This is a genomic window from Prevotella sp. C0209C1, from assembly GCF_056583855.1.
This window is the reverse complement of sequence record NZ_JBWPJP010000030.1, coordinates 1-22,788: the sequence shown is the minus strand read 5'-3', so window position 1 is coordinate 22,788 and position 22,788 is coordinate 1. Positions and strand designations below refer to the sequence as shown.

Sequence of the window (22,788 nt, the reverse complement as noted above, 5' to 3'; positions counted from 1 at the left end):
ATCACGAGTTAAGTCTACATTTCACTCGTTGTACAGTACTTACTCCTTTACCACTCTCAACTTCGCCACATCCCGAATGGAATACCCCTTGCGGGCAAACTTATTACTTCCTTATATTCGGCTTTCATCTGTTCTGTCGTTTTTACAGAGCCTACCTTGCGTCCGAGTTTTCCACCTTTCTTGATACATAAAAAGGCTCACGCTGAGGCTATGCATTGTTTTACATTTACTTATATACCTTATCCTTATTAAACAAATTAATATATTACTATCTTTTTGCCAACATTTTTTTGTAAATTTGCACAAAGATATTAGAATAGGTAAATATCTATATATACATTCTTAACAGACTTTATAAAAAGATATTTCCATCATATTAAAGACATAACATTAATAGAAAATATGGCAAAAGAACTAAAAGAGCTTACCAAAAGAGCTGATAATTATTCTCAATGGTACAACGACTTAGTAGTAAAAGCTGACTTGGCAGAGCAGTCGGCTGTACGTGGTTGTATGGTGATAAAGCCTTATGGATATGCTATTTGGGAGAATATTCAAGGACAATTAGATAAGATGTTTAAGGCTACTGGTGTGCAAAATGCTTATTTCCCACTGCTAATACCAAAGAGCTTCTTATCGCGTGAGGCTGAACATGTAGAAGGTTTTGCTAAAGAGGCTGCCGTTGTTACACACTATAGATTGAAAACTAAAGAAAACGGTGAAGGTGTAGAGGTTGACCCTAATGCAAAGTTGGAAGAAGAATTGATAATTCGTCCAACAAGTGAAACTATTATTTGGAATACTTATAAGAACTGGATACATTCGTGGCGCGACCTTCCCTTAATGTGTAACCAGTGGTGTAATGTGATGCGTTGGGAAATGCGCACACGTCCGTTTTTGCGTACTTCGGAGTTTTTATGGCAAGAAGGTCATACTGCTCATGCCACAAAACAAGAAGCAGAAGAAGAGGCTAAACTAATGCTAAAGGTATATGCCGACTTTGCTGAGAAATGGTTAGCAGTGCCTGTTATTCAAGGAGTGAAAAGCGAAACAGAACGCTTTGCAGGAGCTTTAGACACATATACTATAGAAGCAATGATGCAAGACGGCAAAGCCTTGCAAAGTGGTACCTCACATTTCTTAGGGCAAAATTTTGCAAAGAGTTTTGATGTAACTTTCTTAAATAAAGAAAATAAGCCAGAATATGTATGGGCAACATCTTGGGGTGTTAGCACTCGTCTTATAGGTGCTTTGATAATGACCCATTCTGATGATAATGGGTTGGTACTTCCACCAAAGATTGCTCCTATTCAGGTAGTTATCATACCTATTTTTAAGGGTGAAGAGCAGCTTGAGCAGCTTAAGAACAAGCTACAACCTGTCATTGATGAGCTACGTGAAGCAGGGGTAACAGTAAAATTTGATGATAGCGACAACAAGCGTCCCGGCTTTAAGTTTGCTGACTACGAGCTAAAAGGAGTTCCTGTACGCTTAGCTATGGGCGGAAGAGATCTCGAAAACAACACCATAGAGGTAATGCGTCGCGATACCTTAGAGAAAGAGAGTGTAAGTTTCGATGGTATTACCGATTATATAAAACATCTTTTAGACGAAATACAAGATAATATCTTTAAGAAAGCACTTGCTTTTCGTGATGCTCATATTTATGAATGTGAGGATTATGAAGAGTTTAAAGAAAAGATAAAAAATGGTGGATTCTTCTTATGCCATTGGGACGGAACAGAAGAAACTGAAGCTAAAATAAAAGAAGACACACAAGCTACAATTAGATGTGTACCATATATGTTCGAGCAAACTTTAGGGGTAGATATGGTAAGTGGTAAACCTGCCAAATATCGCGTATTGATAGCAAGATCTTATTAATTATAATAGCAAGTCCGTATTATTAATGGTTATATAAACCATTATTGCGGACTTTTTTTCTAAACATATATATATAATGTAAAGCTTATGAAAAGATTAGTTTTGTCAATTGCTATCATTACAGCAGTTTTTAGTGCAAGTGCACAAACCTTTGTTAAGCCAGAGCTAAAAAAAGGAGATGTTGCTCATTATGAGAATGAGACTACTACGAAGATTAGTCTTCCTATGGGAAGTGGTACAAAACAAGTAAAGACAACATATTTATCTACCATCACAGTGAAAGATGTTAATGATAAAGGAGCCTTGCTTGAAGACGTAACATCAAAGCTAAACATAGAAGGAGAAGCTGTTTTGGCTGGTAACACACTTGGCGCAGCAAAGTATCTTGTAGATACTCCTATATTATTTCAGACAGATAAGAATGGGAAGCTGATAAAAATAGTAAACTATAACGATGTTATTGCAAAGATTTCAAAAGGAGCTATAGCTGACATAGAAAAGCTATATAAAGAAAATCCTGCTCTTGAAAAGAATGTTTCAAAAGCAAAATTAATAATGGCACTTTCTACAAAATTCTCTGAAGAAAATTTGCTCAAGACCTTTACGCAGACTGGTATCTATTCTGTTTATGGGAAAACCTTTAAAAATGGAAATAGTGAGATAAGAGAGTTTGGTGGGTTAAAGATAAAAACAACATGGGGTATTTCTTCTATTTTAGGCACTACGGGCATTGTTGGTAATAGCAAGGCAAATATGGATAGCGCTGAAACTAAAGATTACATTTTCAGCCAGCTTAAAGAACAAGGGCTTGATGACGATGCTATACAAGGCATAAAAAACAACTGGGAACAGTTAAAACAAATGGGACTGGATAAGGTAGATGCTAATATAACAGAACATATACTTTTATCAAGCAAGAAAATGGTAACTAATTATAGCGCAAAGGCTAAGATGATGATAATGGGATCAGAGGTAGAGCTTAATTCCAATACTAAGTTATTAGATAAATAAGTTTAGATATAAATATATCAGTTTTCCTCTTATGGTATATCCCAATTATGGGGTTGCCTGTTAAAAGCAAAAAATAAATAAAAGAGAGTGTGTTTTCTGGCACACTCTCTTTTATTTATACCCTAAACATTATCTTAACCATCAAAACGATATATATTACTGAAAACGGTAGGTTATATCTACCATCTCGCCAGAAGAGCTGATATGATACATACGCTGATTGGTGCGTTTCGACTTTAATCCGCCCAAATGCTTTAGATAAGGTCCTATCTTAATGTAATCGAAATTGCACAGTTCTATATCTGAAGCTATAACCGTTCTTCCAGAATACCACCCCACTTTAAGTTCTGGGTGATGCGCCTTAATGTACCGTGCAAAACTGTTTATACACTTAGGATTAGCATCACCACCCATAAACCCAACGCATGAAATGGAGCTTTCGGTACTTTCTATCAAGACTTCTAACACCTCTGTGGAAAGCATCTGCCCTGTGTTTTGCGCCAAAAAACTACTATGACAGCCAGGACAGTGGCATGGACACCCCGAGATATTTATAGCAAGAGTTATCTCATCTGGATACTCTTGACACACTATATCTGTACCTACAAATCTGAGCATACCATTCTTTTTATGTTTTTACTATTCCATCTTATCGCTTCCTGCATAAAACCTCTTTGCAGCTTCTTGCTGTCGAGGCTGCGAAAAGTTGCTTACCCGCTTCATATACCCTATAACACGTGTAAGGTAGTCTACATTCTTAGAATGGCAACAAGGACACTCTTTTAGATAACGCTTATCTATATGTCCACAATCGTTGCATATAGTATTAGGAATGTTAAAGGTAAAATAGTTACAACCTTCCTTAGCAGCCACTGTTAAAAGCTGCTTATATTGTGCTTTAGATAGATGTTCATCTAAATTCATGTGCAGGGCGGATCCTCCTGTTAGATGCTCTATATAAGGCGCACCATGCAGCTTAAACTTGTCTAAAATAGTAAGCCCTGTATCCTCTACACGATAAAAATAGCTATTATAACAATCGCGAGGCACAAAGTAGCCATCTTCCCTATCCCACTTTGCATGTTTTACACCTACATTTTCGGCAGGTATCATCTCACAATTAAACATAGCTTCCTTAGTCCTAAAGGCTTTATTGTTTTGCTCTATAAGACCTAAAACACCCTGAACAAAATGTTTATAATCTTCATTAGGGGTAATATCAAGCCCCATAAACTCGGCTGCCTCTACAAGCCCATTAATGCCTATAGTAAGATATTGCCTGTTAATGTTAATATATCCAGCATCAAACAAGGGCAACATCTTATTCTTAAGGAAATGTTTAAGGTTTTCGTTATATGCTAACTGCACCTTATGGCAGAGCTTTATAACGTGATCTAAGAATAGTTTATAATCTTCTCCTTTATTAACAGCATACTGTATGCAACGGTTAAGGTTTATGGTTAGCACACTCTTTGAGCCTGTAGATACACCTCCTGCGCCAAGTGTATAAGAAAAGCCGTTGTCTTGTATCTCATTACGAAGACGACAACACGAACTTAAAGAGTCGGCATTGTCGCTCATATACGTAAAGAAGCTATGCCCCTTGCTATACATTTCGGCAGTAAATTCGCCCCACTCCTTATCTCTACACTCACCGTTTTCTGTAAGAAGAGCCATAGTTTCAACCGGGAATGTAAGCACGGCGCGCGTACGCTCCTTGTTAAACCATGTCATAAACCTCTTTTGTAGCCACGACAGCCCTTCCCAGTCTGGTTGTGAACCATCAGGAAAATAGAAATTACCAAACAACGACTCAAAATAATACTTATCATAATAAGATATGTTCCAGAAGACAGCCTGAAAATTTCTCGCACCTGTTGGCTGATTAAGAGAATAGACTATCTGCTCAAAATAATCGGTAATAACCTTATCTATAGTACGCTGACGCAAACTAAGATCCACTACCTTGTCGGCATTCTTCCAATAATCTTTACCATATTCCTTTTGTATAAAATAGTTCATATACATAAGAAACTCTGGCGTAGCACATGCCCCTGCAAGCATACTCGAAACTATGAAGACCATATTTATAAAGCCTCCACAAAAGCTCTTTAAGTTAGTAGGAGCAGAAGAGTTGCCCCCTATGGCAGTAGTGCCTCCAATGAGCCATGGATACATAGTTATGGAAGCGCAGTAGTTTGCAAGATTAGTTTCGTCGTTCTTATATATAAAATGATGGGTAAGGAGGTCTAAATACTCGTTGGCAAGCTCTTTACCATACATCTGCTTTATCCTATCGGTAAGCAAGCGCCTATTAATGCGTATAAAGCCTTGCTTAGGCAGCTCACCTATCAAAGTTGCTATGTTTTTATTTTCCACATTAGCATTAGCATCATACTTCGACCCTGTGGCAGCATTGCTCGCACCACAATATTCGGTAAGAAACTTTATCTTATCTTGTGTTTCCCTGTCCTGACTGTGCTGATGACGATACACTATAAAGCTTTTAGCTACATCGTAATAACCCTCCTTCATAAGAGCCTGCTCCACTTGATTTTGTATATCCTCAACGGTAATATCATTATGTATGGTAAGGTCTGAAAGTATCTTAGATACCGCAGTAAGGTCAGTAGGAGCATTTACACTCTCAAAAGCCTTTAAGATAGCACCCATTATCTTATCTAAAGAAAACATTTCCTTAGAACCATCACGCTTAGTAATTGTAAAATTTTGCATAGTTATATAGTTTTATTATTTTTCTTTTTTATATATTTATGAGCTTAAAAGCTGTGTGAAGTTTTCCATTTTGGAAAACTTTTTATTTTTAACATCGTAAAAAGTTTTCTTTTTTGGCAACTCTTTCACCACAAAGGTAACTAAAGTTTTCTGAAAAAGCACACCTTTTTTTCATCTAAAATATGTTAAGATGGCCTATTTATACTTTCCTTTTATGATAAATTTCAATAAGCAAGAAAAGGTTTACTATCTTGCTTTCATAGTGTTACACACTAAATATATATGCTTACTTTAAGGGCAGAAGAGGCAACGAGTGTAAATTAGGTGTAATCTTTAATGTAGGGACAAAAATATTAAGCACACTCTTTATTTTCTTTTGCGGTGTCTTATTATGCTTAATATCATCTAAAAGGGTTATGGCTTGTGTAAAGTTTTTCCACCGATCAGTTATAGCTAAAAGCTCTCTTTCGGCATCTTTTCTCTGACCGTTCTCAAAATAACAATATGCTCGGTTAAAGAGATAAGTCTTATTATCCTTATCTAAAGCAAGAGCCTTTGTGTAAGCCTCTATAGCACTGTCATAATTTCCCACCTTTATACAAGCCATAGCATAAAGGTCGTATATATCTGGTATATAGGGCTGCAAGAGCAAAGCACGCCTACTATCGTTAGCAGCACCTTTAAAGTCGTCGAGGTTATATTTCGACTTTGCCATCATATACCATGCTTCATACATATCGGGCTTCAACCCTACTATACGCATTCCTATCTGCATAGATGCTACATAATAGCCTTGTGAAAAGCTTTGCTGCCCCTGCTCTAATAGCCTTTTTATGTTATATTGAGCAAGAGAAGGCATACAAAACATTACCGCCAAACCTATTATGCCACTTCTAAGCATCTTTTTCCTATACCTTTAGTAAATAACTACTTCAGAGGTGGCTTCACTCTATAGCTACATCTTACCTTGCCTTGTAACAGAGCTTTCATCTTCTTCTTTATCATCTGTTTACGAAAAGGCGAAACTCTATCTGTAAAGACCTTACCTTCTAAGTGGTCGAACTCATGCTGCACCACCCTTGCCAAGAAGCCACTTAGCCACTCATGGTGCTCTTCCATATTTTCGTCTATCCACTTTACACGCACACGCTTTGGCCTTTCTACCTTCTCGTGAAGACCTGGTAGCGACAAACAACCCTCTTCCATAACCTCTGTTTCAGTATCGTCCACCTCTGTGATATGCCCGTTTATAAAAGCATGACGAAAGCCTTTATACTCTGGGAAATTGTCTGAAACCACATCAAGATCTATCACTACCACACGTATAGGCTTACCCACTTGCGGAGCAGCAAGCCCTACACCATCGCTCGCAGAGCAGGTCTCAAACATGTCGGCTATAAGCTCTTGCAACTCGGGATAACTCTCTGGTATATCTTGAGCTATCTTTCTTAACACTGGCTGACCGTATGTATATATTGGTAATATCATTTATTATCCTCTCTTTTTTCTGAAATAAAATAAATAGCTTATAAACACAAAAAGGAATGATGGGTTACATTCCTTTAGAGCGCATAAAATCTTGTAATATGATAGTAGCCGAAATTTCGTCTACCAACCCCTTATCTTGCCTCCTTACCTTCTTCTTTACGCCCCCACTTATCATAGCTTGATGGGCTAAGGCTGAGGTAAAACGCTCATCGTAATACTCTATAGGTACGCTCGGACACGCCTTCTTCCATCTAAGGACAAACTGCTCTACACGCCCCATATTTTCGCTGGGCTTGCCGCTGAGCTGTGTGGGCTTACCCATTACTATAAGGTCTACCTTTTCGCGCTGTATATATTCTTGCAAAAAGGCATATAGCTCTGGAGTAGAAACAGTAGCCAACCCATTTGCTATGATACGCAAAGGGTCGGTAACTGCTATGCCTGTACGCTTCTTACCGTAATCTATGGCAATTATACGCCCCATTACTTAGTTAGCAAGGAGCCATGCGTCGTGGTAAGAAGAACGCAACTGGTTACGGCTCTGCACAGCAGAAGCCTTATCATTAAAGCTCGATGCCACTACACGATACATTCTGTTACTACCATTATACACCACCTGTGCATCATAACCAGCGCTCTTTAGACGGCTCTGAAGACCATCTGCATTAGCCTTTATGCTGAAAGAGCCTACTACTACGCTAAAAGCCTTTAAGCCATTACCACTAACTACAGCTACGTTCTCATGACGCACTGGCTCGTTATCATAGCTCTCCTGCTCACGATTATCTGTTACTGGAGCCGTCTCTACAGTGTTGTTAGAAGGAGCTTGGTTCTCCTCTGGAGTAACTGTAGCAGCTTGAGCCTTAGCTCTCTCATAAGCCTTTTTATAAGCACTCTCGCTCGATTTACAGCCTGTAAATGCTATTGCCATTAATAGGGCACTACCAAAAAACATCGATTTTCTCATATCCTTATATATTAATAGATTATATTTTATACTTTATTTTACCTTTGCGAAATTACAAATTAACTATCGAACATATACACCTTAGCCATATAAAGATTGTTAAATAGGGCAAAGATGGTGAGGTTTTTATATATTTACAGCTTTTCTTTTTGTCATTTCAAGAAAATATTATTATATTTGCCATTAACTATTATAACAATATTCATTATTTTAAATTTTTATCAACAATGAAGACATTAGGTTATTTATTCGCCTTTATAGGCGGTGCTATTACTGGAGCAGCTGTAGGACTTTTAGCAGCTCCAGAGAAGGGCGAGGATACTCGTAATAAGATTTCAAACGCTGTAGACGACTTTTGCAAAAAGCACGATATAAGGCTTAGCCGCAAAGAGACCGACGAGTTTGTAGAAGATATTAAGGAAGCTGCCTCTAACATAGCAGAATAAAGGGGAGAGTTATGTTCTCTAACGATAAGAATGTAGAAACAATAGCACAGCTCTTTAAGGTGCTGAAGAGGTATTTTGGGCTACAGGCAGAGTACACAAAGCTCTCTATTGTAGAGATAATAGTAAGGCTACTGACAGCTGTTGCCTTAATAGCTGTTTTTGTTACGCTATTTCTTATTGCTTTAATCTATTTTTCCTTTGCAGCTGCCATAGCTATAGGAGAGGCTTTAGGTTGTGCCCTTTGGGGTTATCTCATAGTAGGTTTCGCCTACATAGTATTATTTCTCATTATGCTAATGCTACGCAAGGTAATAATAGAAAAGCCATTGGTAAGGTTTCTTTCAAGTCTGCTTTTATCTTAAAGCCACAACCATGAGAGAAAAAGTAATATACACATTATATAAATATGAGCTTAAACATCTTTTCTTATGAGCAAGATAAGTGTCGCTCTATGAGCGATCTTCGCCTTCGCAAGGCAGAGCTAAAGGCTGAAATAGCCCAGCAAAACGGTACCATGAATGCCCTTTGGCAGAAGCTAAAGAGCGAGCCAAAAGAGCGTTCTACCCCTTCGCAGCGTTTTAAAAGCATGTTCTCATCGGGGGCAAACATCATGGACGGCTTAATATTAGGCTGGAAGCTATACCGCATCTTTGGCTCAAGCCGAAAGCAAAGTCGCAAGGGCTTATTCTCTTGGAAGAATTTCCTGTAATGCTGGGGGCGAGCCACTTTCTAAGGTAAAACGCTAAAAGTTTAGTATAAACATAATAGCTTTAACATAAAAGCGTGGAAATAGTTAAATGCTAAAAACGAGACTTTAGATAGAAGATAAGCTATAGTTTAGAGCTTAGGAGAGCAATACTTCTAAGCTCTAAATTTATATATCAGCTTACCACTTGCTACGGTGTTAAGCTCTACGGCAAACTTTTCCTTATTATAAATAGCCTTAAGAAATGTATTAGGTATAAAAAGACGGCTACCGTTTTCTGCTATTTTTCCTCTAAATACTCCTATCTCCTTGCCATGTGAAAGCAGTCTTATAGTGGCAAAAGCCTCACCATCATCTGTAGCAAAACGCTCCCCATAGCTAAGTTGAAGGCTTAATGTAGGAGTATTATACCTGCTTTTTACTATACAAAGGCGACTATAAGGAGTTATGTTAGAGCCTTGCTGCATCTGGCTATATAGCTTGCTGTGTATAGAGTCTTCACTTAAAAGCCAGCCCTGTGAGGCCTTCTGCGAAGAAAGAGGTAAACTATCGAGACACACTGCCTTAAGGGTATCTACTCGTGTGGTATCATAATGGGTGCTACGAGATGCTATACCACCACAAGCGGTAAGCCCCACTAAAGCTCCAATAGCTACCACTACAAAGGGAAAAAATGAAGAGCATACATTCTTAAATATTTTATTATATCTTCTACATACTACTGCCTCAACCCCAACACCACCTAACCTATCTGCAATAAGGAATAAACAATAATTGGTTTCTATAATAGAGAAAGTATCATTAAGACGTAATTTGTTAAAGTGTATCCTACACAGCTCAACCTTCCCCTTATACTCGTCTACCGACTTATATATTATCCTCCACAAACTGCCATATTTACTACTAACATTAGCAGATAAGGCAAACTTTATCTTATCTTCCTTATTAATATTTTCCACCTCTAACTTATCTTCTATATATTATATAATATCGTTATTGCCTATAATGGTTAGACTTTCCTATACCTGTTTTTATATCCTCAAACAAAATATCCCCCCTGCCGTTATCTTATTATGAAGACGAACATAAATATACTTTATTTCAACAATATGTAAAACCTTATCACTTAACAGAATATTCATGGAATCTGATATAATAACCTTTATTACTTTTACATAATGATGTATCTCTTTTTTCTTCTTATAGAAAACTGACTGTTATAACATACGTTTATTGCGCACAAAAGTACCTTTTTTTTATCTGGTTTTAAAAATTTCTTTATAATAATTTTAATACACATTTCTTTATATAAATACTTTCCATACATAAACACCTAACACACAAAATATTATATCAATATCTTTAATATCAAAAACATATCCTTTTACTTTTAACATAATAAGCTTTATCATCTCTTTGTTGCTATTTTGCAGCTTTAAAGAGATATTTTTTTACTTATATATTATACAGATAACAGTATTAAGCTGCTCTGTTTTATTATTATTTTAGTAACTTTGCTTTTATAATGAGTTTTGAATTAACCTCAACATATAAGCCCACAGGAGATCAGCCTGAAGCAATCAGAGCTCTCACAGAAGGTTTGAAGCGTGGCGAACATAGTCAGGTACTACTTGGTGTAACTGGTTCTGGTAAGACCTTTACAGTGGCTAATGTCATTGCTAATATTAATAAGCCTACACTAATCTTATCCCACAACAAGACTTTAGCAGCACAACTCTATGAAGAAATGAAAGGTTTTTTCCCTCATAATGCCGTAGAGTACTATGTATCATATTACGATTATTACCAGCCAGAGGCATATATCCCAACTACAGATACGTATATAGAAAAGGATTTAGCTATAAATGATAAAATAGACAAGCTACGACTTTCTGCAGTATCATCATTATTATCAGGCAGAAAAGATGTTATAATAGTATCTTCCGTGTCATGTATATATGGTATGGGCGGGCCTGCAGCTATGCAAGAAAATGTAATCCACATAAAAAAAGGGCAGAAGATAGATCGCAATTACTTTCTACGTCAGTTAGTTAGTTCGCTTTACTTACGTAATGACATGGATCTACAACGTGGATATTTTCGTGTAAAAGGCGATACTGTAGATATTGCTATGGCATATAGTGATAATGTTTTACGCATTACATGGTGGGACGATGAGATTGATTCTATTGAGGAAGTAGACTCTATAGCCTTTCACCGACTATCATCTTTCGATACCTACGAGATATATCCTGCTAACCTTTTTGTTACATCAAAAGAGCAAACACAAAAAGCCATTAGCAAGATACAAGACGACTTAATGATGCAGATAGACCATTTTAAGCAATTGGGCGAAAATATTAAGGCAAAGCGCATAAAGGAACGTGTGGAGTATGACATAGAGATGATTAAAGAATTAGGACACTGTTCTGGTATAGAGAACTACTCTCGCTACTTCGATGGCAGAACAGCAGGGCAACGCCCATATTGTCTGCTCGACTTTTTCCCAAAAGATTATCTTCTCGTGATAGATGAAAGCCATGTCAGTGTGCCACAAATATCGGCAATGTATGGTGGCGATAGAGCCCGAAAAACAAATCTTGTAGAATATGGGTTTAGGCTACCTGCAGCATTGGATAACAGACCTTTAAAGTTTGAAGAGTTTAAAAGCATGATACATCAAGTAATATATGTATCAGCCACACCTGCCGACTTTGAGCTGAAAGAGGCTGATGGAGTGGTCGTAGAGCAATTAATCCGCCCAACGGGATTATTAGACCCTGAGATAGATGTGCGCCCATCAGAAAATCAGATAGACGACTTAATGAACGAAATCCTTATACGAGCAGAGCGACAAGAACGTATCTTAGTAACTACTCTTACCAAACGCATGGCGGAAGAGCTTACTGAGTATCTTCTCAATCACGATGTTCGTACAGCTTATATTCACAGTGATGTAGCAAGTTTGGATCGTGTGAAAATAATCAACGACCTAAGAGCAGGCTTATATGATGTGCTTGTAGGAGTAAATCTCTTACGTGAGGGGCTTGATATTCCTGAAGTATCGTTAGTAGCTATACTCGATGCCGATAAAGAAGGCTTTCTTAGGAGCCATCGCAGCTTAACACAAACAGCTGGTAGAGCTGCTCGAAACATAAACGGTAAGGTAATAATGTATGCAGATACCATTACTGAAAGCATGCAAAAAACAATAGACGAAACCATGCGAAGACGCATTAAACAGCTAAAATATAACGAAGAGCATAACATAACTCCTGCTCAAATTGTAAAAACTATAAAAGATATATTGCCTACAAACAAAGAGGGGGACAATAACTTTAAAAACACTACAAATAAGACTATTAATAAAAAACCTCATATAGAAGATATTAAATCTGATACTTTTGCTTCTGACCCTATTATTAAAAGTATGTCAAAAGAGCAGCTGGAAAAGAGCATAAAGAACACAACAGAACTCATGAAGCAAGCTGCAAAAAATTTAGATTTCCTACAGGCTGCTCAATATCGTGATGAAATATTAAGACTACAGAAAGAGTTAGAACAAAAATAAGACATATAAAGGTATACATATAAAACGTTAAAAGCAGAAAAATACCTGTTTTTTATCAATAAGAATGTGTATCTTTGTTTTCCAAAATAATAATTTAAAGTGCAAAATAGCAATAAACATAATAAAGCTGTTTTAATATAATAACTTATAAAAAATGGATAATAATAAAAGTACAGTACGCCGACCCAATCACAGATTAAGACCTATGAGAGAGCGAGGGAGATTCTTTATTACACGCCAATGGTTAAATAGCATCTTCATGCTGGGAGCATTAATTGGTGGTATCTTCTATTTTGCTACTGATTACACTAATGTTGGTATTATAATTATTCTTATTTCAATGGTTTTTAAGATCATTGAATGTATACTCCGTTTTATAAAATAAATGAAGAAAACGCTTATCCTCCTTGTAATGTTTTTATCTGTAATAAATATACAAGCACAGATAAATGACAGAACCTTTACTGCTAATGATTATCAAAATGGCAAAAAACAAAATGCTTCCGATTCTATAGATAATAAAAATAAAGATATTCCGCGAGGCATTAAGGCATGGACTATAGACGAACACTTTGGAGACAAAACCCCTGCAGTGCTCGACACATTATCATATATGTATATGAACACCATCTTCACCACAGGGTTAAGAGGAGAATATAATACCTTAGGCAACGTAGGCTCACCACGACAAAACCGCATTCTGCTGGAAAGAAGTTTTCCCTCTGAGTTTATTTTCATAGATCCATACGACCAGTTTGTAATAAAACCAAGCAACTTCCTTTTTACATCTACATTCTCACCTATCACCATTCTCTCATATAACACGGCAGGAAACGATTTACATGGAGAAGACCATTTCAAAGCGTTCTTTGCTGTTAATGCAGGTAAAAAATGGGGATTTGGCTTTATTTTCGATTATATATATGGACGAGGCTACTATAACAGCGTAAACACCTCACACATGAACTACTCTATGTGGGGGGCATATATAGGAGAACGTTACAATGCAAATTTGCTTATGTCGCTTAATCATCAAAAGGTAGCAGAAAATGGAGGAATAGCCAATGATGCCTACATAACTCATCCTGAAATGTTTAAAGACAATTTTACTACTGATGAAATACCAACGATATTAGAAAATAACTGGAACAGAAACGATAACCAACACTTTTTTTTCAATCATCGCTACAGCTTCGGCTTCTTTCGTAAAGTGCCAATGACCAAAGAAGAGATAGAAGCACGTAAGTTTGCTATCAAATCGGAACAAGCTAAAGCAAAAATGCAAGCTAAAGAAGAGGCACGCCGTAAGGCAAAGGAAAATGGAGATGACTTTGATGAAGAACAATACGACAAGCAACATCAACCAAGCGGACGACCAGATGATGCAACCATCGCAGGAGATGCCCCCACACAAAACTTAAAAACACCTAAGGAAGATAACAGAATAAAGGTAAACATGCAGGACTCTGCTCAAATGGCAATGCTTAACAAAAAAAGTATTGAAAAAAAAGATACCACTCTTCAATGGATGAAAAGAGAGTATGTACCTGTTACAAGTCTTATACATACAATGCGTTTTGACAATTACCAACGTATATATCAAGCTTATAAAAGTCCTGAAAACTATTATGCAAATAACTTTTATAACTATGGCACTACTGCAAACGACTCTATTTATGACCAAACTAAGCACTGGGCATTAAAAAACACTTTTGCAATAGCACTATTAGAAGGATTTAATAAGTGGGCAAAAGCTGGTCTAAAAGCCTTTGTATCTCACGAAATACGACACTATGAGTATCCTTCTTATAAAACTTTTAATAATCTTTCGCTATTCGAAAGATATGACGCAGAAAACCAGAATGATATTTCTATAGGTGGGCAGCTACTTAAAATGACTGGTAAAACTTTGCATTACAATATAAATGCAGAAACATGGATTGCAGGAAAATCATTAGGACAATTCCATGTTGATAGTAATATCGGGATAAACATTCATCTTTTAGGCGATACTACACAATTATCCTTAAATGCTTTTATACATCACGACTATCCTTCTATGTACTATACTCGCTATGTTAGCAAACACTTTATATGGAATAATGCCTTAAAAAAGCAGCTACACTCGCGCTTAATGGCAACACTTTATATAAAAAAGACTGACAGCAAGTTGCGCTTTGGATATGATCTGCTTAATAACTATACTTACTTTGGACTTCAAAATGATCGTGTTTTAAATGGCAATAATTACCTTGTGAAAAATAATCAAATAAATGTCCGACAAGATAGTAAACCCATTAGCGTAATAACTATGCAGCTAATGCAAAACATACACTGGGGCATTTTTCATTGGGACAATGTTTTAACATTCCAAAAAACAAGTAACGAGATAGTACTTCCTGCGCCTACTATAAATGTTTATAGCAACCTATACTTACGGTTTAAGATAGCAAAAGTGCTAAAGTGCGACTTAGGTACAGACATGCGTTGGTTTACAAAATATTATGCGCCTGAATATATCCCAGCTATAGGCGCGTTTGGTATTCAAGAAACTAAACTTAGTCGTACAAAAATAGGTAATTACCCTATTATAAATGCTTATGCTAATTTCTCTTTGCAACATACGCGCTTCTTTGTTATGTTCTCACATATCAATGCTAACAATAATGGAGATTATTTCTTTACACCACATTACCCTCTAAATCAGCGTATATTTAGGTTTGGACTAAGCTGGAATTTCTTTAATTAAAACTAATCTTACCTATAGCTTCTCCATATATATAATATAAACATATAATGCAAACACAAAGAAAAGATAATACTAATATAGATAATATAAAAGGCTTAAAAGCATGGATTCTTGCTGCTCGTCCTAAAACTTTATCAGGAGCAGCAGTACCTGTTATGATAGGTATAACTTTAGCTTTTAACATAAAAGGATGGCAAGAATTACAGCTAATACCTGCTGGTTTATGTTTACTCTTTGCTTTCATCATGCAAATAGATGCCAATTTCATCAACGATTACTACGATTGTTTAAAAGGAAATGACAATAGCGATACCCGGCTCGGTCCAAGACGTGCCTGCAGTGAAGGCTGGATCAGCTTATCAGCTATGAAACGAGGCATTATAATTACTACAATCTTAGCTTGCCTATGTGGGCTTCCTTTAGCCTTTTTTGGTGGTTGGGAAATGGTTATAATAGGAATTATATGCGTTATTTTCTGTTTTCTCTATACTACAACACTCTCTTACTTAGCCTTGGGCGATATTCTTGTACTTTGCTTTTTTGGTATTATTCCTGTATGCCTAACATACTTTCTATGCACTGACAATGATACATTAACTGCGATACCTTACCAAGTTTTACTCATCTCAATAGCTTGTGGCTTAATAATAGATACACTATTAATAGTAAACAATTATCGTGATTATGAAAATGATAAAAGTAATGGCAAAATGACTCTCGTTACACATATAGGACAAAAATACTCTGCCTTACTATATTTTGCTTTAGGCCTTATAGGAGCACATATTACCGGTATTCTAATACTGAAGCAACATAGGTTAATCGACTTTCTTTTAGCTACACTTCTTATGCTCGTATATCTAACTCTTCATGCCCGCACATATCGTAAAATGAAAAAAACACAAGGTAAAGAACTCAATAAAATATTAGGTAAAACTGCCCGTAATATATTTATTTTTGGATTACTTACAACAATTTCATTTATACTTAAAGCATTAATATAAATGCAAAAAATAGCAAGTTTAGATATTGTAGCATTTGTAGAACAACATATTCTGCCTCGATACAATACTTTCGACAAATCACATGGGCTCATACATGTACAACGAGTTATAGCTAACTCTATGACTTTAGCGCAAGATGTGGGCGCTGATCTTAATATGGCTTATGTTATAGCTGCTTATCACGACTTAGGTATGGAAGGACCGCGAGCTATTCATCACCTTACAAGTGGTAAAATTCTTATTGCTGATGCTCGGTTAAAGAAATGGTTTTCACCAGAACAACTTAGAATAATGAAAGAAGCTGTAGAAGATCATCGCGCCAGCCTATCGCGAACACCACGAAGCATATATGGGAAAATAGTAGCTGAAGCCAATAGAAATTTAGAACCAAAAATAGTTTTTCACAGAGCAATACAATATGTATTAAAAAAATATCCTACAGCAAACAAAGAACAAGTATGGCAATATTTCTACAATCACATAAAAGAAAAATATGGCAGGACAGGATACATAAAATTATGGATTCCTAATTCTACAAATGCTAAATATTTAGATACAATATACAAAGCAATAGAAAACGAAGATAATTTGCGACAAATATTCTATAACATCTACCAGAAACATTTCAATATTATCTAATTATATTTACAGGGATAGATTAACTAATTAGCTCCCTTAACTAATAAAAAGTATAAAAAAATGACAAAAAAAGAACTTATGCTAAGAGCCATAGAGCTTTCTATAAACAGCGTACGCAATGGCGGCGGACCTTTTGGAGCAGTTATCAGCCATAACGGAAAAATTATAGCTGAAGGTAGTAATAAAGTTACAATAAATAACGATCCTACAGCTCACGCTGAAATTTCCACTATCCGTATTGCATGCGAAAAACTTAAAACTTTCAATTTATCTGGGTGCGAAATATATACTTCTTGCGAACCATGCCCTATGTGTTTAGGAGCTATTTATTGGGCACACTTAGATAAGATATATTACGCTAACGATAGAAAAGATGCTGCTAAAATAGGCTTTGATGATGATTTTATCTATCAAGAAATAGAAGTGGAACCACAATACCGTAAAAAGCCATCAGAAATATTATTACAATCGGAAGCTATAAAAGCCTTTGATCTGTGGCGAGAAAAAATGGATAAGATAGAATATTAACACTAAAAAATATATCAAATTTCGCTTTTTTTTTAAGATATTACCATAAATATATCTATATCATACACTAATATTAGCATGCAAAGAAATGGTTACCTTTAGAAACTTTTATCATAATAATTTGGTGTTCTCATTTATTTTACATTACTTTGCAGACGATTTTAAATAGGTAAAAATAAATTATAAATAATAGATTAATTCAGAGGAACATGAAAAAATTATGTTTAATGTTTGCTGCTATTTCTATGGCAGCTTCAGTTTCTGCTCAAACTTTAGCAGAGAGTAAAACTTTTGACAATTGGTACATTGGTATCAATGGAGGTGTTTCTACAGTAACAAAGCACAATGTCTGGTTAAAAAACTTGAATCCTAATGCAGGTCTTCGCATTGGTCGTTATTTTACTCCAGTATTCGGATTGGCTGCAGAAAGTAATGCTTATTTCTCTAATAAGCCTTTTGACTCTTACGGTACTTTTATTCGCTTTATCAATACTTCTTTATTAGGTACTGTTAATTTAACAAACTGGATAGCTGATTATAGTGGTGAACCTCGTGCTTTTGAGGTTAGTGCTGTTTATGGTTTAGGCTGGTTGCGTACATTTAATAGTCATAACGAAAACAATTTAAATATTGCAACTTCTAAAGTTGGCGTTGATCTTGCTTATAACTTCGGTTCTAAGAAAGAATGGCAGCTATATGTAGAGCCTTCTATTACTTATCTATTGAATGGTAACGGATACGAAGGTATAAAGTATGATGTAAACAATTCTATGGTTCAATTAAATGCAGGATTGATTTATAAGTTTAAGAATTCTAATGGTACTCACAATTTTGTCAAAGTAACTCCACGTGATCAAACCGAGATTGATGCTTTGAACGCACAAATAAACGAACTACGTAACCGTAAGCCAGAAGTTATAACAAAAGAAGTTATTAAGGAAGTACCTGCTAATAAAGATCTTTCTGCTTCTAACCTTTCTTTTGTAACCTTTGCACAGGGGAAATATACTTTAACTACAGCTGCTAAGACTGAACTTAACAATATTAAAGAAGGTAGTCGTGTACAAATTGTAGGTACAGCTTCTCCTGAAGGTTCTGCTAAGTTTAACAAGAAGTTGTCGGAAAACCGTGCTAACGTAGTAGCTCATTACTTGCGTAGCCGTGGTGTTATTGTAGAAAAAGTTACAGGTAAAGGAGTAGAAGGTATAACCTCTAACCGTCTTGCTGTTATTTACGTTAAGTAAAACTTTTATAAGATACAGTTATTATAATAAATATATAAAGGAGATGTGTCATAATGATACATCTCCTTTATTTGATTATTGATATTAACTAAAACTATAATTTAATAGATAAGCATTATAGACAACTCCCATTAAACTCTTTAGATTACATTTCCTTTTTACTACCATTAAACTCCTTTTTTATATTAAAGAAAAATATTTTCATAGTTTGATATACAAAACAGATGTAGATAAATATATTTACCTACATCTGCTTTATTAAGCAATAATAATACTTATCCTAAAATATACTTAATTAATTCTTCTGAAGACACTAAAGTTTGTTCCCCTGATATCATGTTTTTTAAAGTTATCTTATTTACATTCATTTCTGTTTCGCCTGCTAATGCTACATATTTAATGCCCTTAGCATTAGCATAACTCATTTGCTTCTTCATTTTCACACTATCAGGATAGATCTCTGCACGTATTCCTGCCTTACGGACCTTTGATATAATAGGTAGACAATAAGCTGTTTCCTTATCTCCAAAGTTTATAAATAGCACTTGAGTACCCGATACACTTTCTTTAGGATACAGGTCAAGAGTAGTTAGAACATCATAAATACGATCAGCTCCAAAACTAATTCCTACACCAGAAATACCTTGCATTCCAAATATACCAGTAAGGTTATCATACCTACCTCCTCCTGTAATAGAACCTATTTGTGTATCTAAAGCCTTAACCTCAAAGATTGCTCCCGTATAATAATTTAATCCACGAGCTAAAGTAAGATCTATTTGCGTTTCATTCTGCAACTTTAATAATTTCAATTTACTTAGAATAAAGCGAAGCTCATTTACTCCTTCAAGACCTATCTCACTATCCTTAAGTACACCAGCAATAACATCTAATTTCTCTTCATTAGAACCATCAAACTTAATAATAGGTTGCAACTTATCAATAGCTTCATCTGAAATGCCTACAGAACGAAGCTCTTCATTAACCTTGCTTAGTCCTATTTTCTCAAGTTTATCTATCGCTACAGTAATAGCTACAATCTTTTCTCTTTCGCCAATGACCTCTGCTATACCTGTAAGAATTTTCCTGTTATTTATTTTTATTTGTACCCTAATACCAAACTTAGTAAAAACAGTATCTATTATTTGTAATAACTCTACTTCGTTTAAAAGAGAATCTGAACCAATAATATCTGCATCGCATTGATAAAACTCACGATAACGTCCTTTCTGTGGCCTATCAGCACGCCATACTGGCTGTATCTGGTAACGTTTAAAGGGCAAGTGTAGTTCTTCTCTATGCATAACAACATAACGTGCAAAAGGTACGGTTAGATCATAACGTAAACCTTTCTCACATAATTTTGTCTGAAGTTTTAAAATATTACGCTGCAGAATTTCCTCATCACTAATTGTCTTTAGATAATCTCCAGAATTTAATATCTTAAAAAGTAATTTATCTCCCTCTTCTCCATACTTTCCCATCAAAGTATGAAATGTTTCCATGGCAGGAGTTTCTATTTGTTGAAAGCCATATAGAGCATAGACATGCTTTATTGTATCAAAAATATAATTACGTTTTGCCATCTCCTCAGGCCCGAAGTCTCGAGTTCCCTTAGGTATAGAAGGTTTATTTGCCATATTTTTTTTTATACTATTTTTTTGTAATATAACCCCAATTGGTTATGTTTTTCTTATGATTTTAAAAGCTATATAAAATCAAAACATCTTAATATTCTGCAATATAAAAAAACTTTAACGGATTATAGTTTGTGTTCTATCTGGACCTAAAGATATAATACCTATTCGTACCCCAAGATAATGCTCTATAAATGCAACATAATCACTAAATTCTTTTGGGAAGCCTGATTCTGATTTACATTGGGTCATATCTTGTTTCCAACCTTTAAACTCCTTATAAATAGGTTTTATATTATTTATATCATAAGGGAAATTTTCAGTTACTTCTCCATTAGGAAGTTCATAAGCAACACAAGCCTTAATGGTGTCAAAACCATCAAGGACATCACTTTTCATCATGATAAGTTCTGTTACGCCATCTATCATTACCGAATATTTTAATTGTACTAAATCTATCCAGCCACAACGGCGTTCTCTTCCTGTAACTGCACCATACTCATGCCCTATATCTCTTAAAGTTTTACCAGTTTCATCAAATAATTCTGTTGGGAAAGGACCAGACCCCACACGAGTGCAATAAGCTTTCATAATACCATATACATTCCCTATACTATTAGGACCGATGCCCAAACCTGTACATGCACCTGCGGTAACAGTATTTGAAGATGTTACAAAAGGATAAGAACCAAAATCAACATCAAGCATAGTGCCTTGTGCTCCCTCACAAAGTACTGACTTGTTTTCTTTTAATAAATGGTGTATTTCATGCTCAGAATCTACAAACTTAAATTCTTTTAAGAACGAAATCCCTTCTAACCACACTTTTTCCATTTCTTTAAGTTCTGAAAAATCAGTCCATTTCAGAGCTTCTAACATTTTTATATGACGAGCCTTATGAACTTCATATTTTGCTTCAAAATTATCTAATATATCACCTACACGCAGCCCATTACGACTTATTTTGTCAGTATAAGTAGGTCCTATGCCTTTACCCGTAGTACCCACCTTCGACTTTCCTTTAGCAGCTTCATTAGCTCTATCAAGCAGACGATGAGTAGGCAATATAAGATGTGCTTTCTTCGATATTAACAACCTCTCTTTTAATGAATGACCACTTTTTTCTAATTCCTTGGCTTCATTCATGAAAAGGTCAGGAGCTAAAACAACACCATTACCAATAATATTTATTTTACCACCTTGGAAGATACCAGAAGGAATAGAACGTAACACATACTTTTGATTTTCAAACTCCAAAGTATGCCCTGCATTTGGACCTCCTTGAAATCTTGCTATTACATCATACTTAGGAGTAAGTACATCTACTACCTTTCCTTTACCTTCATCGCCCCATTGTAATCCTAACAGGACATCTACTTTAGCTGTATTCATTTGCTTATTTTTGTGATGATTTATCTTGTTTCTTACTTAACGCTTTATTTCTCTGCCTTGAAAGCGATATTTGACAACGTGAACATATACCATAGATATATAACGAAAAACCATCTTTCTTAAAACGTGAATATTTCGTTTCCTTTATGGCTGTTACTATATTTGGTGCGTCTAACTCCGTTACTGTCCCACAAACTGTACATATCTGATGAATATGATCTTCATTATTAAAAGCCCCTTCATACTTAGTCTGCCCAATAAAGCGATGTCTTATTACTAAGCGTAGCTCTATAAAGAGCCGCATCGTGTTATATAAAGTTGCACGAGATACTCTAAAATTACGCCTTTCTAATTCTTTACCTAATTCATCTAACGTAAAATGTCCAGACATATCATAGACTGCATCTAAAATAGCAGAACGTTCAGCCGTCTTACGATGATTATTTATTTCAAGATAACTATCCAAGATATCTCGAACTCTTTCTTTGACTACATTATTAGCCACTTGGTTACTGTTTAAATTTGTACAAAGATAGTTATTTTTAAATAGATGATAATTGGAAGATAATTGAAAAAAAGTTAATATAATAATTCTTACATACTATAAATATCTTTGATTAGATAAAATACTACATTAAAATATATCTATACTTATTAATAAGATACTTTACAATGAAAAGCAATTTATAATTTTACAAAATAGCTATAAAAATCGAGTAGGAGGTAAACCCTAATCATAGGTGTTTATTTCCTACTTTCGTGTTCACCGACCTCTCACACCACCGT

The 22,788-nt window shown here is 35.5% G+C and carries 22 protein-coding genes and 1 pseudogene; 12 read left to right on the top strand and 11 right to left on the bottom strand.

Annotated elements, in window-relative coordinates:
- Window position 1: 1 nt before the first annotated feature.
- A pseudogene (locus tag AC1DCD_RS08390) lies at window positions 2–185 on the bottom strand (helix-turn-helix domain-containing protein); the annotation flags it as partial.
- Between the two features lie 217 nt (window positions 186–402).
- Between AC1DCD_RS08390 and proS the strand changes: the two are divergent.
- Both proS and AC1DCD_RS08380 read left to right on the top strand, forming a co-directional pair.
- On the top strand, window positions 403–1,884 hold the full coding sequence (gene proS, locus AC1DCD_RS08385; RefSeq protein ID WP_008449237.1) for a proline--tRNA ligase: 1,482 nt from the start codon (window positions 403–405) through the stop codon (window positions 1,882–1,884).
- An 87-nt stretch (window positions 1,885–1,971) separates the two neighbouring features.
- Window positions 1,972–2,895, top strand: coding sequence for a hypothetical protein (locus tag AC1DCD_RS08380; RefSeq protein WP_060932545.1), 924 nt, complete (start codon window positions 1,972–1,974; stop codon window positions 2,893–2,895).
- Window positions 2,896–3,051: 156 nt separating this feature from the next.
- On the opposite strand, the gene nrdG is transcribed toward AC1DCD_RS08380, so the two are convergent.
- The 6 genes from nrdG to AC1DCD_RS08350 form a co-directional block, all read right to left on the bottom strand.
- Window positions 3,052–3,513 carry an anaerobic ribonucleoside-triphosphate reductase activating protein gene (gene nrdG / locus AC1DCD_RS08375; RefSeq protein ID WP_008449230.1) on the bottom strand — a complete coding sequence of 154 codons (462 nt, stop codon included), beginning with the start codon at window positions 3,511–3,513 and terminating at the stop codon, window positions 3,052–3,054.
- Window positions 3,514–3,534: 21 nt separating this feature from the next.
- Complete coding sequence (gene nrdD, locus AC1DCD_RS08370; RefSeq protein ID WP_036854341.1) at window positions 3,535–5,631, bottom strand: anaerobic ribonucleoside-triphosphate reductase; 2,097 nt, start codon at window positions 5,629–5,631, stop codon at window positions 3,535–3,537.
- Window positions 5,632–5,917: 286 nt separating this feature from the next.
- Complete coding sequence (locus AC1DCD_RS08365) at window positions 5,918–6,532, bottom strand: tetratricopeptide repeat protein (protein ID WP_036854339.1); 615 nt, start codon at window positions 6,530–6,532, stop codon at window positions 5,918–5,920.
- A gap of 26 nt (window positions 6,533–6,558) precedes the next feature.
- Window positions 6,559–7,119, bottom strand: coding sequence for a peptide deformylase (gene def / locus AC1DCD_RS08360; RefSeq protein ID WP_008449255.1), 561 nt, complete (start codon window positions 7,117–7,119; stop codon window positions 6,559–6,561).
- A 64-nt stretch (window positions 7,120–7,183) separates the two neighbouring features.
- Entirely contained in the window at window positions 7,184–7,603 is a 420-nt protein-coding gene (gene ruvX, locus AC1DCD_RS08355; protein WP_008449284.1) for a Holliday junction resolvase RuvX, read from the bottom strand.
- A 3-nt stretch (window positions 7,604–7,606) separates the two neighbouring features.
- Window positions 7,607–8,086, bottom strand: coding sequence for an SPOR domain-containing protein (locus AC1DCD_RS08350; protein ID WP_464641087.1), 480 nt, complete (start codon window positions 8,084–8,086; stop codon window positions 7,607–7,609).
- A 227-nt stretch (window positions 8,087–8,313) separates the two neighbouring features.
- On the opposite strand from AC1DCD_RS08350, the gene AC1DCD_RS08345 reads away from it, so the two are divergent.
- Genes AC1DCD_RS08345 through AC1DCD_RS08335 form a run of 3 tightly spaced genes read left to right on the top strand, consistent with a single transcriptional unit; the run spans window position 8,314 to window position 9,241 of the window.
- Window positions 8,314–8,532, top strand: coding sequence for a YtxH domain-containing protein (locus AC1DCD_RS08345; protein ID WP_019036682.1), 219 nt, complete (start codon window positions 8,314–8,316; stop codon window positions 8,530–8,532).
- Window positions 8,533–8,543: 11 nt separating this feature from the next.
- Entirely contained in the window at window positions 8,544–8,894 is a 351-nt protein-coding gene (locus tag AC1DCD_RS08340; protein ID WP_353586239.1) for a phage holin family protein, read from the top strand.
- A 44-nt stretch (window positions 8,895–8,938) separates the two neighbouring features.
- The gene (locus tag AC1DCD_RS08335; protein ID WP_464641090.1) at window positions 8,939–9,241 is read left to right on the top strand and encodes a hypothetical protein; all 303 of its coding nucleotides are present in this window, start codon (window positions 8,939–8,941) and stop codon (window positions 9,239–9,241) included.
- Window positions 9,242–9,393: 152 nt separating this feature from the next.
- On the opposite strand, the gene AC1DCD_RS08330 is transcribed toward AC1DCD_RS08335, so the two are convergent.
- A complete protein-coding gene (locus tag AC1DCD_RS08330) occupies window positions 9,394–10,197 on the bottom strand; it encodes a hypothetical protein (protein ID WP_464641092.1) in 804 nt (267 codons plus the stop codon).
- 566 nt (window positions 10,198–10,763) lie between these two features.
- Here AC1DCD_RS08330 and uvrB point away from each other — a divergent pair.
- The 7 genes from uvrB (at window position 10,764) to AC1DCD_RS08295 (ending at window position 18,973) form a co-directional block, all read left to right on the top strand.
- Window positions 10,764–12,809, top strand: coding sequence for an excinuclease ABC subunit UvrB (uvrB, locus tag AC1DCD_RS08325; RefSeq protein WP_464641094.1), 2,046 nt, complete (start codon window positions 10,764–10,766; stop codon window positions 12,807–12,809).
- A gap of 154 nt (window positions 12,810–12,963) precedes the next feature.
- Window positions 12,964–13,194, top strand: a complete 231-nt coding sequence (locus tag AC1DCD_RS08320; RefSeq protein WP_019036687.1) for a hypothetical protein — start codon at window positions 12,964–12,966, stop codon at window positions 13,192–13,194.
- A complete protein-coding gene (locus tag AC1DCD_RS08315) occupies window positions 13,195–15,558 on the top strand; it encodes a putative porin (protein WP_464641096.1) in 2,364 nt (787 codons plus the stop codon).
- A 47-nt stretch (window positions 15,559–15,605) separates the two neighbouring features.
- The gene (menA, locus tag AC1DCD_RS08310; protein ID WP_008449371.1) at window positions 15,606–16,562 is read left to right on the top strand and encodes a 1,4-dihydroxy-2-naphthoate octaprenyltransferase; all 957 of its coding nucleotides are present in this window, start codon (window positions 15,606–15,608) and stop codon (window positions 16,560–16,562) included.
- Complete coding sequence (locus tag AC1DCD_RS08305; protein ID WP_464641098.1) at window positions 16,563–17,201, top strand: HD domain-containing protein; 639 nt, start codon at window positions 16,563–16,565, stop codon at window positions 17,199–17,201.
- Between the two features lie 60 nt (window positions 17,202–17,261).
- Complete coding sequence (locus AC1DCD_RS08300; protein ID WP_008449297.1) at window positions 17,262–17,729, top strand: nucleoside deaminase; 468 nt, start codon at window positions 17,262–17,264, stop codon at window positions 17,727–17,729.
- A gap of 209 nt (window positions 17,730–17,938) precedes the next feature.
- On the top strand, window positions 17,939–18,973 hold the full coding sequence (locus tag AC1DCD_RS08295; RefSeq protein ID WP_464641101.1) for an OmpA family protein: 1,035 nt from the start codon (window positions 17,939–17,941) through the stop codon (window positions 18,971–18,973).
- 275 nt (window positions 18,974–19,248) lie between these two features.
- Here the strand turns inward: AC1DCD_RS08295 and hisS are convergent, their stop codons facing one another.
- The 3 genes from hisS to AC1DCD_RS08280 all read right to left on the bottom strand — a co-directional run bounded on the left by hisS (window position 19,249) and on the right by AC1DCD_RS08280 (window position 22,507).
- Entirely contained in the window at window positions 19,249–20,613 is a 1,365-nt protein-coding gene (gene hisS, locus AC1DCD_RS08290) for a histidine--tRNA ligase (protein ID WP_019036811.1), read from the bottom strand.
- 114 nt (window positions 20,614–20,727) lie between these two features.
- Window positions 20,728–22,002 (bottom strand): adenylosuccinate synthase, encoded by a 1,275-nt coding sequence (locus AC1DCD_RS08285; RefSeq protein WP_464641103.1) that lies wholly within the window; start codon window positions 22,000–22,002, stop codon window positions 20,728–20,730.
- Between the two features lie 4 nt (window positions 22,003–22,006).
- Entirely contained in the window at window positions 22,007–22,507 is a 501-nt protein-coding gene (locus AC1DCD_RS08280; RefSeq protein WP_008449202.1) for a Fur family transcriptional regulator, read from the bottom strand.
- Window positions 22,508–22,788: the final 281 nt, after the last annotated feature.